Here is a 24,181-nt window from a genome sequence, read left to right as displayed (position 1 = left end):
TGTCATGCAGTGAGCGACGATAGCGATGTTCGACCAGCACGCGGCGATAACGCCGGCGGATCCGGCGCAGAACTTCGACGTGCTGTGCCGCGAGCCGGCGCGGAGCGCGGGGCGCGGCGTGAGCCGACGCCTGTGGGCCCGATGGTGAGCCGCGCGCATTACCGTGCCGTTGCCAACTGCGCCTTGATCGCGGCCTCGGTCTTCTCGTAGTCGCCTTCGCCGAAGTGCGTGTAGACGATCTTTCCGGACCGGTCGACGAGATAGAACGCGGGCCAGTACAGGTTGCCGTAGGCCTTCCATGTGGCGTACCGGTTGTCCTGCGCGATGGGATAGGTGAGCCCGAATCGGCGGACGGCGTCACGGACATTGCCGGTGTCGCGCTCGAAGGCGTATTCGGGGGTGTGCACGCCCACCACGACCAATCCCTGGTCCTTGTACTTCCGGTGCCACTGTTGCACGTACGGGAGCGTGTGGATGCAGTTGATGCACGAGTAGGTCCAGAAATCGACCAGCACAACCTTGCCGCGAAGTTGCCGAAGCGTGAGCGGCGGGCTGTTCAGCCAGTTGTCGATGCCGGTCAGCTCCGGGGCGGCGCCGCCGGTCGTCGGGCGAGCCTGGGATGGGCCGCAGGCGGCAAGCCCGGCGATCGCAAGCACGATGAAAGCACTTCTGAGGATGGTTAACATGACGGTGTTCTCCTGTGGGCGTGCAAGGTCGGCGAGGATCGCCGCGAAAGCGGCATCCGTCCTGGGGTGCCGGTAGTCGTATTGCATCGCCCGGGCGTATCCGCCATGTGTTCGGAACCCCTCATTTCGGCAACGTCGTGTATCCGCGCGGCGTCCGGATACACAGTGATACAAACGCGTTCGACATTTGCTCTATAAAGCATTCAGCGATCGCGCCGTCGGCGCGGGCCAACCCGGGAGTCACGAGATGTCGTCCGACCTGCTGCAAGGTTCCTGCCACTGTGGAGCCGTCCGTTTCGAAGTCAGAGCGCCCGTCGAACCGGCCGCACGCTGCAATTGCAGCCTCTGCCGTCGCAAGGGGGCGTTGATGACGCCGGCTTTTCCCGCGTCGCAACTGCATCTCCTGTCGGGCGAAGGCGACCTGGCGTGCTATCAATTCAACACGCGCGTCGCACGCCACTATTTTTGCCGGCATTGCGGCATTTACACGTTCCACGAGACCCGTACGGCACCAGGCATGTTGCGTGCGAACATCGGCTGTCTGGAGGGTATCGATCCGTATGCCATGACGGCATCGGTGGCCGATGGCCAACGGCTTTCCGTGGTGGAGGACGCATGAGACGCCTGCTTGGCATCGTCGCCTTTCTGGCGGGCGGCTTCAGCGTGGAAGCCTTGCATCCGCTGCAATGCGAGCTGGCGTCCACCCTCCGCGGCGTGACCCTGGGGCCCGAGCGCGCACGCAGGCGCGCCATGCCGGACCCGTTGGTCGCCGGCAGGGCCCGTGTGCCGACTTCCCCGTCGCTATAATCGCCCGCATGGACAAAATCGATCATGTGCTGATCGTCGACGACGATCGCGGAATTCGCGAACTGCTCGCCGACTATCTCGAGAAGAACGGCATGCGGGTCAGCGTGGCGGCGAACGGTCGGGAGATGCGCTCGGTGCTCGCCGATGGCGCCCCCGATCTCATCGTGCTCGACCTCATGCTGCCCGGCGACGACGGCCTCGTCTTGTGCCGGGAGCTGCGCGCGGGCAAGTTTCGAACCGTGCCGGTGCTCATGCTCACCGCTCGCAGCGAGGAGACCGACCGGATCGTTGGTCTGGAAATGGGCGCCGACGACTATCTCGCCAAACCGTTCGCGGTGCGCGAGTTGCTCGCCCGGATCAAGTCGGTGCTGCGCCGCACCCGCATGCTGCCACCCGGCATGCAGGTCACCGAGACCGCCGAGGTGCTCGCCTTCGGTGACTGGCGGCTCGACACCACCGCGCGGCACCTGCTCGACGTTGACGGCACGGAAGTGGCGCTCAGCGGCGCGGAGTATCGACTGCTGCGCGTGTTGCTCGATCACCCGCAACGGGTACTGACGCGGGACCAACTGCTCAATCTCACGCAAGGGCGGCAGGCCGATGCCTTCGACCGCTCCATCGACCTGCTCGTGAGCCGTTTGCGGCAGCGCCTGCGCGATGGCGCGCGCGAACCGCGTTACATCAAGACGCTGCGCAACGAAGGATATGTGTTTTGCGCGGTCGTAACGGTCGTAACGGTCGTGGCGCCGCCAGCATGACACCCGTGCCGACCGTGCCTCCCAGTCCGTCGCCGCGGGGAGCATGGCGCAAATGGCGCTGGCGCCATTGGCCACGCTCGCTGTTTGCGCGCCTCGCGCTCATCCTCGTGGTCGGGCTCACGCTTGCCCAGGCGCTGTCGTTCTGGCTCACCATGACCGAGCGCAACCGCGTCACGTCGAACATGATGAGCGTCTACATCGAGAGCGAGGTCGCCAGTTCGGTGGCGCTGCTCGATCATCTGCCGGCGGGTGAACGTGCACAGTGGCTGCCGCGTCTGGCACGTCGCAGCTACCGCTTCGAACTGGGGCCGGGCGCGAGCGGCGGCACGCCCGATGCGGGACTCGCCGCGCAGGTCGCGGCGGTGATTCGGGACGCCATCGGCGTGACCTATCCGCTGACGGTGAGCAGCGTGCCCGGTGACGCCGACCGGCTCCAGGTGCATCTGCGCCTGAGTGACGGCTCGCCGCTGACCATCGACGTGTTCCCGACGCCGACACTGCCGCTCTCCGGCTGGCTGCCCGTCGTGCTCGTCCTGCAATTGCTGCTCATCGCCGGATGCTGCTGGCTGGCCGTGCGCGTGGCGACACGTCCGTTGAATGCGCTGGCGAATGCCGCCGATACGCTCGGTCCCGACTTGCGTGCCGAGCGCCTGAATGAAGAGGGACCGTCCGAAGTGGCGCGCGCCGCGAGGGCGTTCAATGCGATGCAGGATCGCATCGGCGGCTACATGACCGAGCGCATGCAGATACTCGCGGCCATCTCGCACGATTTGCAGACGCCGATCACGCGCATGCGCCTGCGCGTCGACACCATGGAAGACGAATCCTCTGCCGAGCGCCTGCAACAGGACCTGCGCGAGATGGAGTCGCTGGTCAAGGAAGGGGTGACGTATGCGCGCACGCTCCACGGCGCCGTCGAAGCGCCACGCAAGGTGGATCTCGATGCGTTGCTCGACACACTGGTGTGCGACTACGCGGACGCCGGTCAACCCGTTGCCTTGACGGGAACAGTCGGGCATCCGGTGGTCACGCGCCCGCAGGCGTTGCGCCGCATCGTGGGCAATCTGATCGACAACGCGTTGAAGTACGGGGGCGATGCCAATCTGTCGGTCGTGCGATGCGACGAGGGCATCGACATCGTGGTGACCGATCACGGCCCAGGCATTCCGGAGGACAAACTCGAAGCGGTGTTCGCGCCGTTCGTGCGGCTGGAGACCTCGCGCAATCGTCACACCGGTGGGACCGGATTGGGGCTTGCGATCGCGAAGCAGCTCGCACAGGCGATGGACGCGCGACTGACACTGCGCAACCGCGACGGTGGCGGGCTCGAAGCCCGCCTTCGCCTGATGTGACGTCGTCGACCGCGATTCATGGCAATTCACCGCCAGTTGCGATGATTTGCAGCGCATCGCGGTGCTTCAGGCCGCTTTACCGCTCGAGTCCCGCGCGGTGCTTCTGGTATTGAATGGCCGACACGATCGCCATGCGGCGAATCGGCTCGGGCGGCAGCCACGTCGGTCGCTCGAAGCCCAGCGCATCCGTGAGTTCGGGCGACTTCAGGCCGCAAGCCATCTCGCCGAGCAGTTTGCCGAACATGCTGCCCTTGAGCACGCCCGCGCCGTTGCAACCCAGCGAGGCGAAGAGGTCCTTGCGGATCTCGCCGAAGTACAGCGCGCCGTTACGGGTCAGCGCCGTTACGCCGCCCCACACATATTCGAACCGATGTGACGCGAGGTGTGGATAGCGGCGCTGATAGGCGTCGCTCAGCATGGCACTCACCTCAGCCAGCGGCCGTTCCTTCTCGTATGAATAGGCGCTGCGTACGACAAAGCGCCCACCGAGCGTCTTGCGCAGCGTCGTACCAAGCCGGTTCGCGGGGATGACGCCCCATTCGCTGGCCGGGCCGAGCCTGACCAGTTCGTCGGCCGGCAGTACCGGCGTCATTGCCGCGTACGTGTAGATCGTGAAGACGCGGTCGCGGGCCAGGCCGAGTTTTCGCGCGAAGCCGTTGTTTGCCACGATCACCTGTCCCGCCCGGAGACGCGCCGTAGCCGTGGTCACCGTGTACGGTCCGGTGCCGTCGAGCGAGACAACCGGTTCGTTTTCCCACAGGCGAACATTGGCGGGCAGGCTGTCCGCCAGCCCGCGCACCAGGGCGGCCGGCTGTACGAAAACATTATTGTCGGAGTGATATCCGTAGCCGTAGTAGCGCGTGCCGATCTCGCTTTGCAGGGCGTCTCGCGAGAGCTCGCGATACGACACCCCCCATTCACGGTATTGCGCCAGCGTGTCGCGAAGCCGCTTCTCCCCGTCGGGGGTGGCGGCCGCGTGATACTTTCCGACCGGGTTCCATCCGCAATCGATGCCATGCGTGGTGACCAGTTCGTGAAGCCACTTCAACCCGATGTCGTAGAGGCGAATCTGCTTGCGCGCCACTTCGACCGGACTGCCGTGCCCCCCCATGCCGGTGTTGTGCGGCAAGTTGATCAGGAAGCCCGAGTTGCGTCCCGCCGAGCCGTTGCCTACGGTGGTGGCGTCGATCACAAGCACCGTGGCTTCGGGGCGTAATTCGGCAATGCGCCGCGCCGCGGCCAGTCCGGTGAAGCCGGCGCCGATCACGATGACATCGTAGCTTCGCACCGATGGCGGGTGCGTGTGCGGCACGCGCGCGGGCAAGAGGGCATTCCAGCCGGCGCCCGCCTGATAGGCGGGGAATGTGCCCCGCCCGGGGCGGGGCGGGCGAGAGGGCGTAACTTGATTGGGCATGACGATAGAAGGGCGGGGGCTTTGCCGAAACGTGCCTCGGGAAAATTACGCGGCCTGGCTTTCCAGACTGCGCATGACCTCGGTTTGCACGGTGTTCCAGATTTGCGATTTGAGTTCGTTGTAGCGTGCCGAGAGCTGGACTTGCGCGTCGCGCGGCATTGGCAGGTCGTTCGGCAGGTCGCAGGCCACGCGGCCAGGCCGTGCGCTCATGATGACCATACGCGTCGAGAGCATCAGGGCCTCGTCGATCGAGTGCGTAATGAAGACGATCGTCTTGCCGCTCTTTTGATAGATCTGTAGCAGTTCCTCCTGCAACACCTGGCGCGTCATCGCGTCGAGTGCGGCAAACGGTTCGTCGAGCAGTATCACGTCCGGGTCGTTGGCGAGCACGCGCGCGATCGAAACCCGCTGGCGCATGCCGCCCGAAAGCGCCTTCGGATAGCGGTCCTCGAAACCCTTCAGGCCGACCATATCGATGTAGCGGCGCGCGGTTGCATAGCGCGTGGCCTTGTCCACACCTTTCATCTTCAGGCCGAACGCCACGTTGTCGAGCACACTCAGCCACGGGAAAAGCGCGTACTGCTGGAAGACCATGCCGCAGTGCGGGTCGATGCCCTTGACCTCGCGACCGTTCACGAGAATTTTGCCCGTGGTGGGTTCGTCGAAGCCCGTGATGAGATTGAGCAGCGTCGACTTGCCACAGCCCGAGGCGCCGAGCAGCACCACGAACTCGCCTCGGGCGATATTCATGTCCACCCGCTCGAGCGCCTGAAAGTCGCCGTAACGCTTGGACACGCCGTCGATGGCGATCATCGCCGCGGCGTTCGTGGCGAGATCCGTGGAAGCGGCGTTCTGGCCGCCAGCGTGAGAATCCATGCGATCGTTCATGCTTGCCACCTCAACACCTTGCGCTCGATGGCGCGAAATACGATATCCGTCACCAGCACGGTGACACTGATCATCACCATGCCGAGCACCACGACTTCTGTCTGGAAGAACTCCTTGCCGTTCATGATGAGGAAGCCGAGACCTTCGCGTGCAGCGACGAGTTCGGCGGAAATCACGCACGTCCAGGACAGGCCGAGAATGATCTTCAGACCCGACAGGATCTGCGGCAGACTCGCGGGAAGAATCACTTCGCGCATCACCTGCCAGTTGCTGGCACCCAGATTCTTCGCGGCGCGAATGAGCAGCGGATCCACGTTGCGCGTGGCTTCGATCACATACACCAATGCGGGGGCGAACGTCCCCATGAACACGATGCTGTACTTCTGCGTCTCGGAAATGCCGAACCACAGCAGTGAGAGCGGAATCCAGCTCATCGACGGCAGCGGACGCAGGAACGACAGGATCGGATCGAATGCCGCGCGGGCGTAGCTCGACGTGCCCAGCACGATACCCAGCGGAATGGCCACGATCGTGGCGGCGATGAAACCCGTCATCACGCGGCGGGTCGAGGCGAGCACATTCGAGAGCAGCGAGCCGTCTGCCATCATGGACACGATGCGCTCCGCAACGGCAGACGGCGGCGGCAGGAACAGCGGGTCGATGACCCCGGTGCGGCAGGCCATCTCCCATACCATCAGGAACACGACCACGGACGCGAATCCCACACCCAGCAGCGTGGCGCGGGACGGTTGGCGATGATTCACAATCAGACTCCTCAGGCGAGCGCCGGCGCGTCGTCAACGCGTGATCGGACGAACCGGCGCACAGGGGGCTTACAGGTACGACGTGTTGATCCACTGGCGCACGGCCGGGGCCTTGTCGATCTGCTTGTACGTCACGAGCATTTCCGCGAGGCGTTGCAGGCCGTCAACATAGCTGCCCGGCGACTTGAGCAGTTGCGATTGCTGCGCGAGCGAATACCATTCCGCGCCCTTGATCGTCTCGATCTGATCGAGCGCCGACATCCCCGTGAGACCGATCAGCGTGCGGGCGGCCTCGTCCGGCTTGCCGTGCAGCGTCTGGCAGGCGTCGAAATACACCTTCAGATACTTGCGCACCACGTCGGCGTTCTTCTCGGCCCAGGCATTGCGTACGATCAAAACGTCCGGGCCCGGCGTCACGTTGTACTTCTTGTAGAGCGAGAACTGCGTGTCATCGGCCAGCAGCTTCATGCCGGACATGGCGCGAATGCGGTTGAATTGAGGTGTCCAGGCCGCGGCGGCGTCGATCTGCCCCGACTGAATCGCGCCGGGCAGCTCCGGTGCGGGCACGTTGAGCACCGTCACATCGTTGGACAGGCCGGCATTGCCCAGCAGATCCAGCACCAGCAGGTGCGCGCTCGACGCAAAGGTCACGCCCAGCTTCTTGCCCTTGAGGTCCTGCAGCGAATTCACGCCGTCGCGCACGAACAGACCTTCCACGCGACCGAAGCTCTCCGGTACGGCCACGATCGAAAAGTGCTTCGAGCCGCGGGCCATCAGCGCGAGTGCCGACACGATGCCGGTGCAGGCAATGTCGATGCCGCCAGAGAGCACCGCGCTCATGCGTGCCGACGACGTGCCGAACGCCTGCCATTGCTGATCGATGCCGGCCGCCGCGAAGGCGCCCGACTTCATCGCCAGATACGCCGGATAGTGGCCCAGCCATGCCGATCCGCCGTACTGCACTGTCGTGGCGTCCGCGGCCAGGGCCGAGCCCGGCAGCGCCAGGGTACCGGTTGCCGCGGCGGCCGATATGGCCGCGCCGGTGTGAAGGAACTTGCGTCGAGAGAGGTTCATGCGTGTCTCCTTTAATGGGTCTGTGTTATTCGCGTTGAACGGATGGCGCGCTTCGGGCGAACGTTGCCCGGCCCCGCGCCCGGGGCGTTGACGGCAAGGCATTGCCGGGGATCAGCAAAGCGCCAGTCGTTCCCCCAGCCAGGGCATCAGCCGGCGCAGTTCCGGAAACGCCTCTTGCGCGAGCGCGAGACGGCCGGCGAGGAAACATTGCGACGCCATCTCCGAAACCTCACCTTCGCGCGAGACCTGATAGATCGTGCGCGAGAGGGCGGGGCCGGGCAGGGGCAACGCGGCGAGTTGGGGCAGCGAGGCGCGCCCCTGCAGCAGGCAGAGCGGCGTGGCGATCGTGAAACCCAGATCGGCGGCGACCATCGACATCACAATGTCCGACGTATCGATCTCGAGATGCATGCGGGGCGAATGACCGGTGCGGCGCAGGTGGCGTTCGATCACCGCCCCGAAGTGAGACCGGCCCGAAAAGCGGATCAGCGGCAACGAGCGGATCAACTCGCTCAGATCGGCCTGGGCCAGATCTGCGGCCCGCGCCTTCGGGAGTACCACGATGAACGGTTCCGTGAAAATCGGGCGGCGCACCAGTCGCTCCATGTCGTGCATCGGGTCGCTCGTCACGATCAGGTCGAGTTGGCGTGCCAGCAGGGCTTGCGCGTGGCCGTTGGCCAGTCCGGACCAGAGGAGCAATTCGCTGGTGCTGCCGGACATCTGGCGAACGATGGACGGTCCGACCGTGGCGGCGAACGAGTCGATCATGCCCACGCGCACGGCGGCACGGCTGGCCACGTCGGCGTCTTGCACCTGAGCGATCAGCCGATCCATGTCGTCGACGATCTGACGCGCGTGGCGAGAGAGCGCGAGTCCGGCAGGGGTCAGCTTCAGTGGGCGTCGGGAGCGGTCGAGCACGCGCGTGCCGACGGTCTGCTCAATCTGGGCGATGGCCTGGGAGATCGCGGACTGCGTGATGCCCAGCGTCGTGGCGGCGCCGGACAGGGAGCCTGCCGAAGCGACGGCCTCGAAGATCCGCAACGATCTGACGTCGAGGTCTGCGCGCTTTTTCATCGGCGTGTCTCCAGGGCTGCGGCGAGGTGTCGAAGGACCGGGAAGGCCGAGCCTGTTTCACCGCGATGATCGGTATAAGAATTTCTGAGAATTGTAGGTATATGGGGGGTAAAACAGAAAACAAATTAAGAAAAACTAATACTTTGTATTAGGGCGCGAGAATGCGAAGGGAACAAATTGCCTGGACGGGGCGGCGTCAGACTGAGGGGGTGGGAATGGGGCGAGCGTTCGCGGTGTGTCGTACGTGTCTGACGGGAAGGCCGGAGGGTAGGGAGAGAACTGGACCTGCGCGGGCGCGTTGGCGGATGGCGGCTCGCCGATCGGCTCGAGCCGCCGAAAGGCGATTTCGATCGCCTGACGTGGCGTCGTGCCGCGGCGTCACGCCGAGGCGGGATCGCGCCACTCGCCGTTGCGAACCGTGCGCGACGGCAGCGCGCCGCCGAGCCAGTACGTGAGTTCCGCCGGTCGTTCGATCTCCCATGCCACGAAATCCGCTGACTTCCCGGCCTCGATCGTGCCATGCGTCTCCAGCATGCCGAGCGCCTTCGCCGCGTTGCGCGTAACGCCGGCCAGCGCCTCCTCGGGAGTCAGGCCGAACAGCGTGCAAGCCATGTTGAGCATCAGGCGCAGCGACAGCGCGGGCGACGTTCCCGGATTCAGGTCCGACGCCACCGCGATGTCCACGCCATGCCGGCGCAGCAGGTCAACCGGCGGGCGGCGCGTCTCCTGCAACATGTGGAAGGCACCGGGCAACAGCACCGCCACCGTGCCGGCGCGGCCCATCGCGGCGGCGTCTTCCGGCGTCATGTACTCCAGATGATCGGCCGACAGCGCCCCCAGTTCGGCCGCCATGCTCGAGCCGCCCAGCGGCGACAACTGCTCGGCGTGCAGCTTCACCGGCAACTTCAGCTTCTGTGCACGCAACAGTACGCGCATGACCTGTGCCGGCGTGAACGCGATCGTCTCGCAAAACGCATCCACCGCGTCCACCAGCTGCTCCTCGGCCAACGTCGGCAAAATCTCCGAGCAGACATAATTCACGTACTCGTCCGCCTTGCCGGCAAACTCCATCGGGACTGTGTGGGCGGCCAGGCAGGTTGTCTTTACCGTCACGGGCAGCGATTCGCCCAGGCGCCGCGCCACGCGCAGCATCTTGCGCTCGCTGTTCAGATCCAGGCCGTAGCCCGACTTGATCTCGACCGTCGTCACGCCGTCGCGCATCAACGCCAGCAGGCGCTTGCGGGCCGAGACGAAGAGCGCGTCCTCGGTGGCGTCGCGCGTATGGCGCACCGTGTGCCGGATTCCGCCGCCTGCCGCCGATATCTCGGCGTAGCTCACGCCTTGCAGGCGTTGTTCGAACTCCTGGCTGCGGTTGCCGCCAAAGACCAGGTGCGTGTGGCAGTCAATCAACCCGGGGGTGACCCACGCGCCTTGCAGGTCGATGCAAAGATCCGAGCCCGAGGCCGATCGCTCGCCGCGCGGACCCACCCACTCGATGTGCTTGCCTCGCGTGACGATCACGGCGTCTTCGATGGCGTTGTAGCGACCGTCGCGCATGGTCGCGACGTGACAGTGCTTCCAGTAGGTACGTTTCATAAGAGACTCATTCCATGCGCATCTGGCTGCGCAGTTGCGCTTGCTTGGGTTTGACACCGAACTGGTAGGCGAGCGACATCAACAGGATCCAGCCCGCGCCGACGTACAGTGCGACGCGCGTGTCGTCCCGATAGCCCAGCACGCCGATCACGAACAACATGAAGGCGATGGCCAGCGCAGGGCCGACCGGCCAAAGCGGGACCTTGAACTTCAGGGCGGCGACTTCCCGCGCAGGCAGACGCCGACGCATGGCGACCTGCGAGAGCAGGATCATCAGCCAGACCCATACCGTGGCGAACGTGGCGATCGATGCAATGATCAGGAACACGCCTTCCGGAATCAGGTAATTGAGGACGACGCCGCCGAGCAATGCGGCCGTCATGACGAGCACCGTGACCCACGGAACGCCGTGGCGCGACGTCGCCGAAAAGGCCGCGGGCGCCTGTCCTTGCCCGGCCATGCCGAACATCATGCGGCCCGCGCCGAAAATGTTGCTGTTGATGGCCGAGATCGCCGCGGAGATCACGATCACGTTCAGAATCGCGGCTGCCGAGCGGATTCCGAGTCCGGAGAAGATCTGCACGAACGGACTTCCCTGGCTGCCGATGCCGGTCCAGGGAAAGATCGCCATCAGCACGCACATCGTGAGCACGTAGAACAGCAGGATGCGCGCCGGCACAGCGTTGATGGCACGCGGGATCACCGTCTCGGGATTCCTCGCTTCGCCGCCCGTGATGCCGATGATCTCGATACCTCCGTACGCGAACATCACCACCGCCAGCGATGCGACGAGACCGCCCCAGCCGTTGGGCAGAAAGCCGCCGTGCGACCACAGATTGCTCAACGCCGGTGCGTGCTCGCCATGCAATTGAACACCCGCGAACAGAATCACGCTGCCGCCGACGATCATCGCCGCGATCGCGAGAATCTTCACCAGCGCCAGCCAGAACTCCATCTCGCCGTAGACCTTCACGTTGCACAGGTTCAGGCCACAGATCAGCATCACGATGCCGAGCACCCAGAGCCACTGCGGTACGTCCGGAAACCAGAAGCCCATGTAGATGCCGAACGCCGTCACGTCCGCCAGGCAGACGATCACCATCTCGAGGATGTACGTCCAGCCGGTGAGAAACCCCGCCAGCGGGCCGAGATTGTCGCGGGCATAGCGCCCGAAGGAGCCGGATACCGGCTCCCGTACGGCCATCTCCCCGAGGGCGCGCATGACCATGTAGACGGCGGCGCCGCCGAGGATGTACGCGAGGATGACCGCGGGACCGGCGAGTTGGATGGCGGACGCCGAGCCGTAGAACAGGCCCGTACCGATGGCGGAGCCGAGCGCCAGGAAGCGGATGTGCCGCGCGCTCAGATTGCGTTGCAGGTTTTTCAAGCTGTCTCCTGAAAGCATGATTCGCCGGCCCGCGAGCGCGAGCGGCAGAGGAAGTCGGTGTGTCGGGGCGGCGGTCGTGACACCCGGTGCACGACCGCCGCACGAAAGACACCCGTGCGCCATGAGGCCGGAGCGCGAATCGCTGTTCGTTTCGCCCCGGCAGGGCGGAATCAAACGCGACTCAAAGGCTTGGCAACGTACCGGCCGGCAGGAGTGGACTCAGTTGACGCCGGGCGATCAATTCGCTCGCGCCTTCGATGTCCGGCGCGAAATAACGGTCCTTATCGTAGAACGGAACCGACTGCCGCAGCAGGGCGCGCGCGCGCTCGAGCACCGGCGTCGTGCGCACGCCTTCGCGGAAGTCCAGCCCCTGACAGGCGCCGAGCCATTCGATCGCGACGATGCCCTTGACGTTATCGGCCATCTCCCAAAGCCGCTTGCCGGCGTTGGGCGCCATCGATACGTGGTCTTCCTGGTTGGCCGAGGTCGGGAGACTGTCGACGCTCGCCGGATGCGCCAGGGCCTTGTTGTCCGACGCCAGGGCGGCCGCCGTGACCTGCGCGATCATGAAGCCCGAGTTCACGCCCCCGTTGGCCACGAGAAACGCGGGCAACTGCGACATGTGCTTGTCCATCATCAGCGAGATGCGGCGCTCGCTTAGCGAGCCGATTTCGGCCAGCGCCAGCGCGAGATTGTCCGCCGCCATGGCGACCGGTTCTGCATGGAAATTGCCCCCGGAGATCACGTCGCCCTGTTCCCAGAACACGAGCGGATTGTCCGAGACGGCGTTGGCCTCGACGGCGAGCACCTCTGCCGCCTGACGGATCTGCGTGAGACACGCGCCCATGACTTGGGGCTGGCAGCGCAGCGAGTAGGGGTCCTGCACCTTGTCGCAGTTGGCGTGCGATTGACCGACTTCGCTCGTCTCGCCGAGCAGATATCGATAAAGCGCCGCCGCGTCGATCTGGCCGCGCTGACCGCGGGCGTCATGAATTCGAGCATCGAACGGCGCACGCGAGCCGAGCATGGCTTCGACGGTCAGGGCGCCACAGACGCTGGCCGCCGCGAACAGATCTTCCGCTTCGAAGAGGCCACGCAGCGCGTAGGCCGTGGAGACCTGCGTGCCGTTCAGGAGCGCGAGGCCCTCCTTGGCCGCCAGTGTGAGCGGCGCCAGTCCGGCCACGGCGAGCGCTTCGCGCGCGCTCATCCATTGGCCGCGATGACGTGCCTGTCCTTCGCCGAGCAACAGCAGCGACATGTGGGCAAGCGGGGCGAGGTCTCCCGAGGCACCGACCGAGCCCTTGAGCGGAATGCGAGGGTACACCTGCGCGTTCACCAGCGCGACGAGGGCGTCGATCACCTTGCTGCGGATGCCGGAAAAGCCGCGTGCAAGGCTATTGATCTTGAGCACCATGATCAGGCGCACGAGCGCGTCGTCGAGCGGGGCGCCAACGCCGGCCGCGTGCGAGAGCACCAGCGAGCGCTGCAGGTTCTCCAGGTCTTCGTGGGCGATGCGGGTCGACGCGAGCAGTCCGAACCCGGTATTGATGCCGTAAGCGGTGCGGCCTTCGCTCACGATGTTCTCGACGCAGGCCACGCTCCGGTCGATGGCAGCATAAGCCGATTCGTCGAGCGCGAGGGTGGTCGGGTTCTGATAGACGTCGCGCAGTTGCGCCAGCGTGAGCGCACCGGGCGTCACAAAGAGTTTTGCCATGGACGGAATTCCTTGATTCGGCATAGTCGGGGATGTCTTGCTATTGGGCTGTCGTGGTGCGCGCTCACCCGGCGGCGTTCAGCATCGGCAGGTTCAGGCCCTGATCGCGAGCGCAGTCGATGGCGATGCCGTATCCGGCGTCGGCGTGGCGCATCACGCCGGTTGCCGGATCGTTATGCAGCACGCGGGCGATGCGCGCGGCGGCGGCGTCGGTGCCGTCACACACGATGACCACGCCGGAATGCTGCGAAAAGCCCATGCCCACGCCGCCGCCGTGATGCAGCGAGACCCACGTCGCGCCGCTGGCCGTGTTGAGCAGGGCGTTGAGCAACGGCCAGTCCGAGACGGCATCGGAGCCATCGCGCATGGCTTCCGTTTCGCGATTCGGGCTGGCGACCGAGCCGGAGTCGAGGTGATCGCGGCCGATCACGACCGGGGCCGACAATTCTCCCGAGCGTACCATCTCATTGAACGCCAGTCCGAGCTTCGCCCGCAGGCCGAGGCCGACCCAGCAGATGCGCGCCGGAAGGCCCTGGAAGCGGATGCGCTCGCGCGCCATGTCGAGCCAGCGGTGCAGATGGGCGTCGTCGGGAATCAGTTCCCTGACCTTGGCATCGGTCTTGTAGATGTCTTGCGGATCGCCGGAGAGGGCCGCCCAGCGAAACGGTCCCACGCCCCGGCAGAACAGCGGCCGGATATACGCCGGCACGAAGCCCGGGAAGTCGAACGCGTTGGCGACGCCTTCCTCCTTGGCCATCTGCCGGATGTTGTTCCCGTAGTCGAACGTGGGCACGCCCATGGCCTGGAACGCGAGCATGGCTTTCACGTGCACGGCCATCGATTGCCTCGCCGCCCTGACGACTTCGGCGGGGCTGGAGCGCGCGCGTTCCCGGTACTCGTCCCACGTCCAGCCGATCGGCAGGTAGCCGTTGAGCGGATCGTGCGCGCTGGTCTGGTCGGTCACCATGTCCGGGCGAACGCCGCGGCGCACCAGCTCGGGCAGGATTTCGGCGGCGTTGCCGCACAGGGCGATCGAGACGGCCTGGCCGGCGGCGGTGTACTTCGCAATGCGTGCGAGTGCGTCGTCGAGATCGGCCGCTTGCTCATCGACATAGCGCGTGCGCAGACGGAAGTCGATGCGACTCTGCTGGCACTCGATGTTCAGCGAGCATGCACCGGCCAGCGTGGCGGCGAGCGGTTGCGCGCCGCCCATGCCGCCGAGCCCGGCGGTGAGCACCCAGCGACCCTTCAAATTGCCGCCGTAATGCTGACGGCCGGCTTCGACGAACGTCTCGTAGGTGCCTTGCACGATGCCCTGGCTGCCGATGTAGATCCACGAGCCGGCGGTCATCTGGCCGTACATGGCGAGCCCCTTGGCGTCGAGCTCATTGAAATGCTCCCAGTTGGCCCAGTGGGGGACCAGGTTCGAGTTGGCGATGAGCACTCGCGGGGCGTCGGCATGCGTCTTGAAGACGCCGACCGGTTTGCCCGACTGGACCAGCAGCGTTTCGTCGTCGCCCAGCGTCTTGAGCGTTTCGACGATCTTGTCGTAACACTCCCAGTTGCGCGCCGCGCGGCCGATGCCGCCATAGACCACCAGCGCGTTTGGATTTTCGGCAACGTCCGGGTCGAGATTGTTCATCAACATGCGCAGCGGCGCTTCGGTGAGCCAGCTGCGGGCATTGAGTTCGGTGCCGCGCGGGGCGCGGATGGTGACGTCGCGATATCGGGTGAATTGGCTCACGGCATTCCTCAGGGTCTGAGCGTTGAATGACTTGTACAGTATTGTATATACAAGTTAGCGTGAACTAGGGTTTTCACGAGGGACGTCCGGGGGGAGGGCGCCTTAGACCGTGTCGCCGAAGCGGCCTTCGAGACGGTGGCGCGAGCCGGGGTGAAGCAGCCGGGCGACGGAGACGACACGCGTGCCCGTCCACGTACGGCGGCGGATAAGCAGGCACGGTTCGGTGCGCGCGATCTGCAGCATGTGTGCTTCTTCAGGCGTGGCGGTCACGGCTTCGACGACGTGCTCGCCTGACGTCAGCGGCGAAATGCGCTGCAAGTAGGCATTCGGCGTGAGTTGGGTGAAATCCTGCGCGAGGTAATTCGAGGCGAGGGCGGGATTGACGAAGCGATCCTCGATCTGCACGGGAACGTTGTCCTGGTAATGGACGATGACCGAGTGAAACAGCTTTTCGCGTTCGTGCAGACCCATCGCAAGCGCCCGTTCCGGCCCGGCCAGTTCCTCGCGCAGTAGCTTGACCTCAGCGCGGTGCCGGTGGCCGAGTCCGGAGATTTCGTCCGCAATGTTGTTGACGGCGAGCAGCGGCGAGTGCGATTTGGGCTCGGCCACGAACGTGCCCACGCCCTGCATGCGCACGAGACGTCCTTCGGCGGTGAGTTCGCGCAGTGCCCGGTTGACCGTCATGCGGCTCACACCACAGAGATCGACGAGTTCGTTCTCGGAAGGCACGCGATGGTGCGGCGGCCAGGCGCCACTGTCGATCTGGCGGCAAATGAACTGCTTGAGTTGCAGATACCGGGGCGCGGGCCCTTGCTCATTGAGCGCTTCGACGGTGGGCTGGGCGGTTTGACGTGACACCTTGAGGAACTCTCCGGACACGGGCGTGCAGGTGGAAAGCCTGAAGGATAAGCCAATCGTCTGCCGGAGACGAGAAAAAACGGACTCGCGCGCCGCTGCCGCCGCAAGTGTTGTCACCAGCCGTGCAGGCGCGGCCAGACTGCGATGTCGCGCTCGGGGTCCAGCGCGTGGTACTCGGGAAATTGTGCGCCGGTCGCGCAGGCGTGATTGGGCATGACGCGCAGCAGTGTGCCGATGGGAAAGCGGCCCACGATGTCGTCGTCCGGTTCGCCCTCCCGCGCCAGGATACCGTGCTCCTGGTTCGCGCCTTCTAACCGGTAGCCGGCCACCGGGCTGCCGTCGATGCGGCACACCTGGCCGTAGCCGAAGTCATGTTTTTGCTTTTGCGTTCCGCGATCCCGGCTCATCGCCATCCAGCCGGCGTCAACGATGGCCCAGCCCTTGTCAGGTTGATGGCCGATGACGGTGGTGAGCACGCTGAGCGCGAGGTCGTCCGTCGTGCAGACCCCGACGTTGTGCATCACGAGATCGAAGAACACGTACACGCCCGCGCGCACCTCCGTCACGCCGTCGAGATGTACGGCGGCAAGCGCGGTGGGCGTGGAGCCCACGCTCACGACCGGGCAAGGCAAACCCGCGTCGCGCAGGCGCGTTGCGGCCAGCACGCAGCCGGCGCGTTCCTGCTCGGCGATGGCGGCCAGCGCGTCGGGTGTGTCGAAGTCGTAGCTGGAGCCCGCGTGTGTCATGACGCCGCCGAGTGTGGCGCCGCCGTCGTGGATGACGCGCGCGACCTCAAGGAGTGCCGGCGCGTCGGGGCGAATGCCCGAACGGTGCCCGTCGGTGTCGACCTCGATCCACACCTCGAAGGTTTCACCGAATTGCGCGCCGAACGCCGCAATGGCCCGGGCGGATGTCACGCAGTCCGTGACGATCTTCAGGTCGCAGCCCCGGCGCCGCAACGCGAGCGCGGCGGGCAGTTTGCGCTCGACCATCGCGACCGCATACAGGATGTCGGTCACGCCCGCCTCGAAGAAACACGCGGCTTCCTTGAGCGTCGAGACCGTGATGCCCGAGGCGCCGGCTTGCATCTGCGCGCGAGCCACGTCCACGCACTTGCTGGTCTTGACGTGCGGGCGGAAACGCACCCCGAGGTTGTCCATGCGCGACTGCATGCGCTGGATATTGCGCCGCATGCGCGGCACGTCGATGATGGCGGCCGGGGTCTCCAGCGATTGCAGCGTTTGCCATGAGCGGGGTGGCACTTGGTGGATCGATGACATGTCGGCAGTCCTCAGGCGGTCGTGTGAAAGTGGCGCAGCCAGTCGAGCGCCGGGGCAAGCGAGGGCGCTTCGCGCTCCGGCGAGGGCGCTCCCTCGGGGCGTGCAAGACCGACGCGGTTATGCCAGAACGTGCGCAAGCCGACAGCGGCTGTGCCAAACAGGTCGTAGCCCGAACCGGCGACAAAGGCGGCATCGGCGGCGGGCACGCCGAGCCTGTCGAGCGCCATGCGATACGGGCGCGGGTCGGGTTTGTAGAAGCCGGCTTCTTCCGATGTCACCACCGCGTCCCAGTCCACCCCAAGCAATGCCGCGGCCTGATGGCCCAGCGTCGCTGAGCAATTCGTGACCACCGCCAGCTTGCAGTGTGGGCGCAGCGCCGCAAGCAGCTCCCGCGCACCGTCCCAGACCGGAAGCGTGCACCATTCGTCGGACAGCGCCTGCGGGGCGGACGACGGCAGGCCGACCTGATCCGCCGCCATTCGCACCAGTTGCTCATAGCTCACGTAGGCGCCGCAACCGTAGGTTCGCCGCAGGTATTCGGCGCGCCAGGCGCGGCCGGCGTTCTCGCTACCGGCTGCGCGGTTCCACACCGTCCACGAGTCGAGCAAGGCCGTCAGCAGGTCGAACAGCACGGCGCGGGGCCAGGCCGTGACTTGTCGTGCGGGGGTGTCGGACATGGGCGTCTCCATGAGGGGGCACGATGCGGCACGGCGGTCTGTCGCCGTGGGGATGACCGGCAGTGTAGGAACGATAGAGGGTGCCGTGGTTAAATGACGCAACATCCAACATTAAGCTCAGGTGAATGATTCAGATCGAGGACCTGCGTCTGATCGAGGCGCTGGCGCAGTCGCCGTCGCTCAGCGCGGCCGCCCGGATGCTCAACGTCACGCCCCCGGCACTGTCGGCGCGGCTTCGCAAGCTCGAGTCGACGCTGGGGCTGGCGCTGGCCTCGCGAACTTCGCGGCAGTTGACGCTGACGGCCGAAGGCGAGCGTCTCGCCCGCGAGGGGGCGGCGCTGCTTGCACAGCTCGACGCGTTGCCCGAGTCGTTTCGACGCGAGGACAAACGTTTGACCGGCACGTTGCGCATTGCGGCCCCGTTCGGTTATGGGCGGCATCATGTGGCGCCCGTCCTGGCGCGGTTTGCCGCGTTGCATCCGGAGTTGCAGCTCGAACTGGATCTGCGCGAGACGCCGTGGCCGGACAGGCGCGATTCCGATGCGGTCATCCATGTGGGCGCGGTAAGGGACTCGTCGTGGATCGCGCGGTCGCTGTCGCCAAATGAGCGATGGGTATGTGCGAGCCCCGACTATCTGAAGCGACATGGCACGCCGACGGATCCGCGCGACCTGTTGCAGCATCGCTGCATCTGCATTCGGGAGAACGACGAAGACGTGACGCTATGGCGTTTTCGACGCCGTATGGCGGACGGCGCCGCGCCGGCGACCCGGCGTTCCGCTTCGCGCGAGAGCGTGCGGGTGTCGGCGGCTTATACGTGCAACGACGGCAGCGTGGCCCGCGAGTGGGCGGAACAGGGCATGGGCCTTGTGCTGCGCTCCGAGTGGGACACGCGCGACGCCGTGGCGGCGGGCAGGTTGACGCGCGTGTTGTCCGACTGGGCGTTTGACAGCGCCCCGGTCACGCTCCTCGTCCCGATCCGGCGCGGGCGAACTACGCGGTTGCAGGCGCTCATGGCATTTCTGGAACAGTCGCTCGGTATCTCCGCGCCGCAGCGCCAGGGCAGGCGGCGCACGCCCTGAATGCCATCGTGGGCACACTGCAGGCCGCCTTCGAGTGAGGCGTTCGCGCGCGCAAACGTTCAAGGGGCCGGTGCCGACAATGCGCGTTCGATCGCCTGCCCGAGCAGCGACACACCGAGATCGATTTCCTCGGCGCTCACGGTGAGCGGTGGCGCGATACGGAACACGCCTCCCATGCCGGGCAACTGCACGATGTTCATGCTCAGCCCGAGGTTCATGCATTCGCGCGTGATTCGTGCACCCAACCCGTCGGCAGGGGCCTTGCTCACCCGATCTTTCACGATCTCCATGCCGAGCAGCAAGCCGCGGCCGCGCACGTCTCCCACGCAGTCGAAGCGCTCCATCAAGCCCAGCAGACCGTTTCGAAGCCGCTCGCCCATGAGGTTGGCCCGCGCGACCAGGCCGTCGCGCGCCACCACGTCAAGGACTCGCAGGCCGACGGCAGCCGGCAGCGGGTCGGAGACGTGCGTGGTGTAGAAGAGATAGCCGCGTTCGTGTGCGCGCTCCTCGATTTCGGCGGAGGTCACCACCGCGGCCAGCGGCAGACCGGCGCCCAACGTCTTCGACAGCGTGAGGATGTCCGGCGTCACGCCATCGCGCTCGAATGCGAACATCGTGCCCGTGCGGCCGATGCCGGTCTGCGCTTCGTCCAGGATCAGCAACATGCCGCGCGCCTCGCACTTGCGCTTGAGCGCCGCAAGGTAGCCCGGCGGCAGTTCGATGATGCCGCCCGAGCTGAGGATAGGCTCGGCGATGAAGGCCGCGAGATTGCCGCTGGACTGCCGGTCGATCAGGTCGAACGCGTAGTCCAGCTCCGCCAGATAGTCGTAATCGCCCCCGGTGCCAAAGCGCGGCCGGTACGTAAATGGCGCCGGAATCGCAAATGATCCGGCCGCGGCGGGACCCACGCCCTTGCGCCCGGCGCTGTAGGTCGCCGATGCGGCGGCACCGGTCATGCCGTGCCACGACTGCGCGAAGCCCACGATTTCGTATTTTCCCGTAACGAGCTTGGCCATGCGAATGGCGGCCTCGTTCGACTCCGCGCCGGTACTCAGCAGCAGGACCCGGTCCAGGCCGGCCGGCGTGATATCCGCAAGCCGCGTGGCCAGATCCACCACCGGGCGGGACAACATGCCGCTGAACAGATGGTCGAGCTTGCCGATGGATTCGGTCACCACGGACACGATGTCGGGATGGCTGTGGCCAAGCACGGCGCTCATTTGACCCGACGTGAAGTCGAGGATTGCGCGGCCGTCGGCATCGTAGACGAAGCTGCCTTGCGCGCGTTCGATGATCATCGGCTCGAACGTACCGCCATAGCGGATCAGATGTTGCCGGGCATTGCGCCAGAAGTCGGCATCCTGGTTTTTCGTCACGCGGGAATCTCCAAGGAATGGGAAAAGAAGGGCATTCACCGCTTGCAGTCTAGGCATCGCTCTGATTTCATAAAAGCGAATAATGCTTAATCAAGATAGAAGTGAGGCTAATATCGTGAGCGTGTGTCTCGAGATCGATCTGTTGCGCTCGTTCGTGGCGATCGCCCAAGCCGGGTCGCTCAGCCGCGCGGCGCAGCGGGTGGCCCGTACCCAATCGGCGCTGAGTCAGCAAATGAAGCGATTGGAGGAAGTCGTCGACCAACCATTGTTCCAGCGCACTGGACGGGGCGTGGTCGTCACGAATTCCGGCGAACGTCTGCTCGGACATGCCCAGCGGATCTTGCGCGCGCACGACGAGGCCATCGCGGACATGTCCGGCGGTGGTCTGAGCGGCACGCTGCGCTTCGGCTGTCCCGACGACTACGCGGCCGCTTTCCTGCCGCCGCTGCTGCGCGATTTCGCTGTCATGCATCCGCAGGCACAGGTCGAAGTCATTTGCGAGCCGACGCCACGATTGCAGGCGCAATTGGCGCGACACGCGCTCGATCTTGCGCTGATTTCGGTGCCGGAGGGGGTGGACGAGAGTCACGTGATCCGGCGTGAACCGCTCGTGTGGATCGGCAGCCCGGGGCTGGAAACGGTGCTCGCCAACCGCGACGCGCCGCTGCCGCTGGCATTGTCGGATCCCGACACGCTCGACCACATGGCGGCGTGCGAGGCGCTCACGCGCGCGGGACGCGCTTATCGGCTCGCCTATGCGAGCAGCAACCTCGCGGGCCTGACGGCACTCGCGCGCTCCGGACAGGCGGTCGCGGTCATGACCCAGACGGCGGTCCCGGCGGACTTACGCATTGTTACAGGTGATACGCTGCCGCTATTGCCCTCGGTCGGGATTACGGTAAAGTTCGATCGCGCGCGCCCAAACCACCTGAGCATGGCGTTCGCCGAGCACATTCGGCAAACGCTGGCGGCGGTGTAAGCGGCAAGGTGTTCGGATTCGCCCGTTCCCGGCGAATTTGACGCACAATGGCGCGTTGCATCGAGACGCGGGCAGAAGCATCCGCGTTGTTCAACAAGAAGCCGGGTACCGGGCCGTCGGCGCGTCCAAGGCACGGAAACCCGGGGTTATTCAGCTTATTTGTATCGAGGTCGATATGTTGGCGCGTTTCGTGGCGTTTTTCCTGGTGGTCGGTTCGCTGCTGTCACTGGCAGGTTGCAATACCGTCGACGGCGTGGGGCAGGATATTTCGGGCGCCGCGCGCACCGTCAAGCGCGCCCTGTGATGGCGACTTCGGCCGGGCGGCACGACTGCCCGGCGTTGCACTTCAACTTCACGCCCGCGCCAGGGCGCCGTTGACGCTGAGCGATTTGCCGTGGGGCAACCGGTGTTCGTCGAACAAGAACGACTTCAGCACACGCGGTTCGAAGACAAGGCAATACGTCGATCCACCATACTGGAAATAGCCCAGCTCCTCTCCCTTGCTCACGTGCTGTGCGCGCTCCACGCCGAGCATGCACGATGACACGTCCCCCATGCCGACGAACAGGCATCCCAGCGTGCCGAGTGCGGGATCATCTGCCTTGATCACCACGATCGCTCGTGTGGCCGTTGCCGTGAGATAGCCCTGCGAGTCGTTGAGCCCCGCCTGATCCTCCCCCTGTGATTCGCTTTCGGAAAAGTATGTGCCCGGCACCCGATAGGCCGCGACGACGGCACCATCGACCGGAGCGTGCCAGCGGTGGTAGTCGTATGCGCTCAGGTAAGCCTGGTACACCGTGCCACCGGCAAACGGCGCGGCCAGCGCCTTGTGCGAGGCGCCGAACATGTCGAGAAGGGAGTACGGCTGCGACTTGATCCAGAACGTGTCGCGCATGCGTACGTCGTGCCGCACGTGGTAGGGGGTGCTTTCGCACGCGTTCACGATGACCCGGGAATCGTCGGCTGCGGCCACCGGCCGAGCGCCGGGCCTGAACCGGCGCGTGAAGAAATCGTTCCATGAAGCGAAACCGCCATACGGCTGGGCGAGATCCATTTCGAACTGATCCAGACCCAGCCGGGCATTTGCCGCCTCGCAGAACCATCCGTCGGGTGCACGTGTGTTGAGAAAAGTGCGCGAGTCGGGGCCGCTCAGGAAACGGCACCAGGCAACGAGCACGTCGCGCAGACATCGGTTGAGCTCCGGGTCGCGAAACAATGCGTATCCGGACGGCACGCACATGACCCAGTCGAGCAGCGCATTGAGCGGGCATACGATGAGGCTCTCGTGATCGAAAGGCGGGGCGATGGTGATGACGTAATCGATCGCCTGCAGCAGCGTCTCGACATCGTCATAGCCGAGGCGGTGCCCGTCGCGCAGCGCCTCGGAAATCGCCAGATTCATATCCATTCGACGCACCGGGTCGTCCATCACGCACGACCGGAGTCGGGCGACGGGCGGACTCAGCGGCTCGGTCAGGGCGCGATGCCGCGCCTTGCGAACGAGCGACCTGCGCAGTGCGGCGATGGCGTCCTCGTTCTCGGTGATCCACGCGCCCAGCCGATGGCGTGAACGCGTGCCTGGCGTGCGTGTGGACACCATCTGCGAATTCGTCCTCATGGCCGGGATGTCCTCGTCGTAGTCGGCATGTTCATTTCCGGCGACGGCGGGCGCGCGGCTGGCGCGGTGCCAGGTCGGACGCTTCGTCGTGCGGCGCGCCGGGGTCGTCGTCCTCCCGATCGGGCAGGATATCGTTGTTCGGCCGAAGGTTGGCGTCGCCGTCGGCACTCGCACGCTCTCCTGTGCCAGCGCGATCGGTATCGCTCTCGAGCGCGTCTTCGCCCAGTGTCTCGGCGTGCTGGTCGAGTTCGCCGTTGTCGACAGCCGCGCGGCGTGCGTGCTGGACGTCGCTGCCGGAATCCGAGGAGTCGCTTGGACCAAGGGAGCCGGTATTGCTGGGATCGGGGGGTCTCGCGCCAGGCCGGCGCTGAAGGTCGAGATCGGGGTCGAGCGTGCTGCGCGCCATGAGCTTGCCTCCGGTTGATTGACCACATTCGTGGCGGACCTTTGGCTTCATGCAATTTTCGTGCGCACCCTTGTGCCGCGCGGGAGGGGGCCATGGAACGGGACTTTTGGGGCGGATCGTACAAATCGTTGTATTCAGGCCGCTGGAGGCGAAAGCCTGTAATCTACGGATTACCCTCCCTGAACGCCCATGTGGCGAAGATCATTCATGAGCCAGCAAACGCCCGTTGAGTACGCCAGCGCGACCCCGGAAGTCAAAGCCGTTTTCGATGACATCAAGGCGACGCGGGGCGTGCCTGACGTGAACAACTTCTGGAAGTACCTCGCGCAGCATCCCGCAACCCTCGAGCGCACGTGGGACAGCTTGAAGGACGTGATGGCGCAGGGCGCGCTCGATCCGCTGGTCAAGGAACTGATTTACATCGCCGTGAGCGTTACCAACAATTGTGGCTATTGCGTTGCCAGTCATACGGCGGGTGCACGCCGCGCCGGCATGACCGACGAGATGTTCGGCGAACTGCTTGCCGTGGTCGGCATGGCCAACGAGACGAACCGGCTGGCTGTGGGTTACCGGGTGCCGATCGACCCCGCGTTCGAATAGGGGCTGTATCCGGGGGCCATTGCGCGAACGTCCGACAGCGCCGGCAG

24 protein-coding genes are annotated in these 24,181 nt (G+C 65.4%); 8 read left to right on the top strand and 16 right to left on the bottom strand.

Translation table 11 applies throughout. From position 1 onward, the window contains the following. Positions 1 to 158: 158 nt before the first annotated feature. Positions 159 to 686, bottom strand: coding sequence for a thioredoxin family protein (locus tag W930_RS0106385; RefSeq protein WP_023874405.1), 528 nt, complete (start codon positions 684 to 686; stop codon positions 159 to 161). A gap of 247 nt (positions 687 to 933) precedes the next feature. Between W930_RS0106385 and W930_RS0106380 the strand changes: the two genes are divergently transcribed. The 4 genes from W930_RS0106380 to W930_RS0106365 are packed head-to-tail and all read left to right on the top strand — an operon-like array spanning position 934 to position 3,603. Further along, positions 934 to 1,305 (top strand): GFA family protein, encoded by a 372-nt coding sequence (locus W930_RS0106380; RefSeq protein ID WP_023874404.1) that lies wholly within the window; start codon positions 934 to 936, stop codon positions 1,303 to 1,305. After that, positions 1,302 to 1,493, top strand: a complete 192-nt coding sequence (locus W930_RS30585) for a hypothetical protein (protein WP_023874402.1) — start codon at positions 1,302 to 1,304, stop codon at positions 1,491 to 1,493. The genes W930_RS0106380 and W930_RS30585 overlap by 4 nt, the downstream gene beginning before the upstream one ends. An 8-nt stretch (positions 1,494 to 1,501) precedes the next feature. Further along, on the top strand, positions 1,502 to 2,251 hold the full coding sequence (locus tag W930_RS0106370; protein WP_023595900.1) for a response regulator: 750 nt from the start codon (positions 1,502 to 1,504) through the stop codon (positions 2,249 to 2,251). Beyond that, positions 2,248 to 3,603: a HAMP domain-containing sensor histidine kinase gene (locus W930_RS0106365; protein ID WP_023595901.1), complete on the top strand. Its 1,356-nt coding sequence runs from the start codon at positions 2,248 to 2,250 to the stop codon at positions 3,601 to 3,603. The genes W930_RS0106370 and W930_RS0106365 overlap by 4 nt, the downstream gene beginning before the upstream one ends. A gap of 76 nt (positions 3,604 to 3,679) precedes the next feature. Here W930_RS0106365 and W930_RS0106360 read toward each other — a convergent pair whose 3' ends face one another. The 12 genes from W930_RS0106360 to W930_RS0106305 form a co-directional block, all read right to left on the bottom strand. Next, entirely contained in the window at positions 3,680 to 5,017 is a 1,338-nt protein-coding gene (locus W930_RS0106360) for an FAD-binding oxidoreductase (RefSeq protein WP_023874401.1), read from the bottom strand. A 45-nt stretch (positions 5,018 to 5,062) separates the two neighbouring features. Then, the gene (locus W930_RS0106355; RefSeq protein ID WP_023874400.1) at positions 5,063 to 5,830 is read right to left on the bottom strand and encodes an ABC transporter ATP-binding protein; all 768 of its coding nucleotides are present in this window, start codon (positions 5,828 to 5,830) and stop codon (positions 5,063 to 5,065) included. A 71-nt stretch (positions 5,831 to 5,901) separates the two neighbouring features. Continuing rightward, positions 5,902 to 6,600, bottom strand: coding sequence for an ABC transporter permease (locus tag W930_RS0106350; RefSeq protein ID WP_223272229.1), 699 nt, complete (start codon positions 6,598 to 6,600; stop codon positions 5,902 to 5,904). A gap of 138 nt (positions 6,601 to 6,738) precedes the next feature. Next, positions 6,739 to 7,743, bottom strand: a complete 1,005-nt coding sequence (locus tag W930_RS0106345) for an ABC transporter substrate-binding protein (RefSeq protein WP_023874399.1) — start codon at positions 7,741 to 7,743, stop codon at positions 6,739 to 6,741. 111 nt (positions 7,744 to 7,854) lie between these two features. Further along, positions 7,855 to 8,817, bottom strand: a complete 963-nt coding sequence (locus W930_RS0106340) for a LysR family transcriptional regulator (RefSeq protein WP_023595906.1) — start codon at positions 8,815 to 8,817, stop codon at positions 7,855 to 7,857. 378 nt (positions 8,818 to 9,195) lie between these two features. Then, a complete protein-coding gene (gene hutI, locus W930_RS0106335; RefSeq protein ID WP_023874398.1) occupies positions 9,196 to 10,413 on the bottom strand; it encodes an imidazolonepropionase in 1,218 nt (405 codons plus the stop codon). Positions 10,414 to 10,420: 7 nt separating this feature from the next. Further along, the gene (locus tag W930_RS0106330) at positions 10,421 to 11,800 is read right to left on the bottom strand and encodes an amino acid permease (RefSeq protein WP_023595908.1); all 1,380 of its coding nucleotides are present in this window, start codon (positions 11,798 to 11,800) and stop codon (positions 10,421 to 10,423) included. 181 nt (positions 11,801 to 11,981) lie between these two features. Then, positions 11,982 to 13,514, bottom strand: a complete 1,533-nt coding sequence (gene hutH / locus W930_RS0106325; RefSeq protein WP_023595909.1) for a histidine ammonia-lyase — start codon at positions 13,512 to 13,514, stop codon at positions 11,982 to 11,984. 64 nt (positions 13,515 to 13,578) lie between these two features. Then, positions 13,579 to 15,258 (bottom strand): urocanate hydratase, encoded by a 1,680-nt coding sequence (hutU, locus tag W930_RS0106320; RefSeq protein WP_023874397.1) that lies wholly within the window; start codon positions 15,256 to 15,258, stop codon positions 13,579 to 13,581. A 102-nt stretch (positions 15,259 to 15,360) separates the two neighbouring features. After that, positions 15,361 to 16,116, bottom strand: coding sequence for a histidine utilization repressor (gene hutC / locus W930_RS0106315; RefSeq protein WP_023874396.1), 756 nt, complete (start codon positions 16,114 to 16,116; stop codon positions 15,361 to 15,363). A gap of 113 nt (positions 16,117 to 16,229) precedes the next feature. Beyond that, the gene (locus tag W930_RS0106310) at positions 16,230 to 17,396 is read right to left on the bottom strand and encodes a DSD1 family PLP-dependent enzyme (RefSeq protein WP_024788784.1); all 1,167 of its coding nucleotides are present in this window, start codon (positions 17,394 to 17,396) and stop codon (positions 16,230 to 16,232) included. An 11-nt stretch (positions 17,397 to 17,407) separates the two neighbouring features. Next, complete coding sequence (locus W930_RS0106305) at positions 17,408 to 18,073, bottom strand: HAD family hydrolase (protein WP_023874394.1); 666 nt, start codon at positions 18,071 to 18,073, stop codon at positions 17,408 to 17,410. A 125-nt stretch (positions 18,074 to 18,198) separates the two neighbouring features. Between W930_RS0106305 and W930_RS26360 the strand changes: the two genes are divergently transcribed. After that, positions 18,199 to 19,155, top strand: coding sequence for a LysR family transcriptional regulator (locus W930_RS26360; RefSeq protein WP_023874393.1), 957 nt, complete (start codon positions 18,199 to 18,201; stop codon positions 19,153 to 19,155). A 59-nt stretch (positions 19,156 to 19,214) separates the two neighbouring features. Here the strand turns inward: W930_RS26360 and W930_RS0106295 are convergent, their stop codons facing one another. Beyond that, complete coding sequence (locus tag W930_RS0106295; protein WP_023874392.1) at positions 19,215 to 20,531, bottom strand: aspartate aminotransferase family protein; 1,317 nt, start codon at positions 20,529 to 20,531, stop codon at positions 19,215 to 19,217. 82 nt (positions 20,532 to 20,613) lie between these two features. On the opposite strand from W930_RS0106295, the gene W930_RS0106290 reads away from it, so the two are divergent. Both W930_RS0106290 and W930_RS30985 read left to right on the top strand, forming a co-directional pair. Continuing rightward, positions 20,614 to 21,510 (top strand): LysR substrate-binding domain-containing protein, encoded by an 897-nt coding sequence (locus W930_RS0106290; RefSeq protein ID WP_174554930.1) that lies wholly within the window; start codon positions 20,614 to 20,616, stop codon positions 21,508 to 21,510. Between the two features lie 175 nt (positions 21,511 to 21,685). Next, positions 21,686 to 21,814: a hypothetical protein gene (locus tag W930_RS30985; RefSeq protein WP_023595918.1), complete on the top strand. Its 129-nt coding sequence runs from the start codon at positions 21,686 to 21,688 to the stop codon at positions 21,812 to 21,814. A gap of 48 nt (positions 21,815 to 21,862) precedes the next feature. Here the strand turns inward: W930_RS30985 and W930_RS26355 are convergent, their stop codons facing one another. Together W930_RS26355 and W930_RS26350 are read right to left on the bottom strand one after the other, a co-directional pair. Beyond that, complete coding sequence (locus W930_RS26355; RefSeq protein WP_051399264.1) at positions 21,863 to 23,128, bottom strand: phosphatidylserine decarboxylase family protein; 1,266 nt, start codon at positions 23,126 to 23,128, stop codon at positions 21,863 to 21,865. 31 nt (positions 23,129 to 23,159) lie between these two features. Then, positions 23,160 to 23,585: a hypothetical protein gene (locus W930_RS26350; protein ID WP_023595920.1), complete on the bottom strand. Its 426-nt coding sequence runs from the start codon at positions 23,583 to 23,585 to the stop codon at positions 23,160 to 23,162. A gap of 156 nt (positions 23,586 to 23,741) precedes the next feature. Here W930_RS26350 and W930_RS0106270 point away from each other — a divergent pair, with 156 nt between their 5' ends. Beyond that, positions 23,742 to 24,134 (top strand): carboxymuconolactone decarboxylase family protein, encoded by a 393-nt coding sequence (locus W930_RS0106270; RefSeq protein WP_023595921.1) that lies wholly within the window; start codon positions 23,742 to 23,744, stop codon positions 24,132 to 24,134. The last annotated feature ends 47 nt before the right edge of the window (positions 24,135 to 24,181 follow it).

The sequence above is a fragment of the Pandoraea sp. E26 genome (genome assembly GCF_000681415.1).
In the GTDB taxonomy this organism is placed as follows: Bacteria; Pseudomonadota; Gammaproteobacteria; order Burkholderiales; family Burkholderiaceae; genus Pandoraea; species Pandoraea pnomenusa.
This window is presented reverse-complemented; position numbering and strand designations above follow the sequence as displayed.

What these genes read in the sequence shown, in the direction of transcription:
- W930_RS0106385 (WP_023874405.1), bottom strand. Translation starts at nt 686, where the DNA reads ATGTTAACCATCCTCAGAAGTGCTTTCATCGTGCTTGCGATCGCCGGG.
- W930_RS0106380 (WP_023874404.1), top strand. Translation starts at nt 934, where the DNA reads ATGTCGTCCGACCTGCTGCAAGGTTCCTGCCACTGTGGAGCCGTCCGT.
- W930_RS30585 (WP_023874402.1), top strand. Translation starts at nt 1,302, where the DNA reads ATGAGACGCCTGCTTGGCATCGTCGCCTTTCTGGCGGGCGGCTTCAGC.
- W930_RS0106370 (WP_023595900.1), top strand. Translation starts at nt 1,502, where the DNA reads ATGGACAAAATCGATCATGTGCTGATCGTCGACGACGATCGCGGAATT.
- W930_RS0106365 (WP_023595901.1), top strand. Translation starts at nt 2,248, where the DNA reads ATGACACCCGTGCCGACCGTGCCTCCCAGTCCGTCGCCGCGGGGAGCA.
- W930_RS0106360 (WP_023874401.1), bottom strand. Translation starts at nt 5,017, where the DNA reads ATGCCCAATCAAGTTACGCCCTCTCGCCCGCCCCGCCCCGGGCGGGGC.
- W930_RS0106355 (WP_023874400.1), bottom strand. Translation starts at nt 5,830, where the DNA reads ATGATCGCCATCGACGGCGTGTCCAAGCGTTACGGCGACTTTCAGGCG.
- W930_RS0106350 (WP_223272229.1), bottom strand. Translation starts at nt 6,600, where the DNA reads ATGGTATGGGAGATGGCCTGCCGCACCGGGGTCATCGACCCGCTGTTC.
- W930_RS0106345 (WP_023874399.1), bottom strand. Translation starts at nt 7,743, where the DNA reads ATGAACCTCTCTCGACGCAAGTTCCTTCACACCGGCGCGGCCATATCG.
- W930_RS0106340 (WP_023595906.1), bottom strand. Translation starts at nt 8,817, where the DNA reads ATGAAAAAGCGCGCAGACCTCGACGTCAGATCGTTGCGGATCTTCGAG.
- hutI (WP_023874398.1), bottom strand. Translation starts at nt 10,413, where the DNA reads ATGAAACGTACCTACTGGAAGCACTGTCACGTCGCGACCATGCGCGAC.
- hutH (WP_023595909.1), bottom strand. Translation starts at nt 13,514, where the DNA reads ATGGCAAAACTCTTTGTGACGCCCGGTGCGCTCACGCTGGCGCAACTG.
- W930_RS0106310 (WP_024788784.1), bottom strand. Translation starts at nt 17,396, where the DNA reads ATGTCATCGATCCACCAAGTGCCACCCCGCTCATGGCAAACGCTGCAA.
- W930_RS0106305 (WP_023874394.1), bottom strand. Translation starts at nt 18,073, where the DNA reads ATGTCCGACACCCCCGCACGACAAGTCACGGCCTGGCCCCGCGCCGTG.
- W930_RS26360 (WP_023874393.1), top strand. Translation starts at nt 18,199, where the DNA reads ATGATTCAGATCGAGGACCTGCGTCTGATCGAGGCGCTGGCGCAGTCG.
- W930_RS0106290 (WP_174554930.1), top strand. Translation starts at nt 20,614, where the DNA reads ATGCTTAATCAAGATAGAAGTGAGGCTAATATCGTGAGCGTGTGTCTC.
- W930_RS30985 (WP_023595918.1), top strand. Translation starts at nt 21,686, where the DNA reads ATGTTGGCGCGTTTCGTGGCGTTTTTCCTGGTGGTCGGTTCGCTGCTG.
- W930_RS26355 (WP_051399264.1), bottom strand. Translation starts at nt 23,128, where the DNA reads ATGAGGACGAATTCGCAGATGGTGTCCACACGCACGCCAGGCACGCGT.
- W930_RS26350 (WP_023595920.1), bottom strand. Translation starts at nt 23,585, where the DNA reads ATGAAGCCAAAGGTCCGCCACGAATGTGGTCAATCAACCGGAGGCAAG.
- W930_RS0106270 (WP_023595921.1), top strand. Translation starts at nt 23,742, where the DNA reads ATGAGCCAGCAAACGCCCGTTGAGTACGCCAGCGCGACCCCGGAAGTC.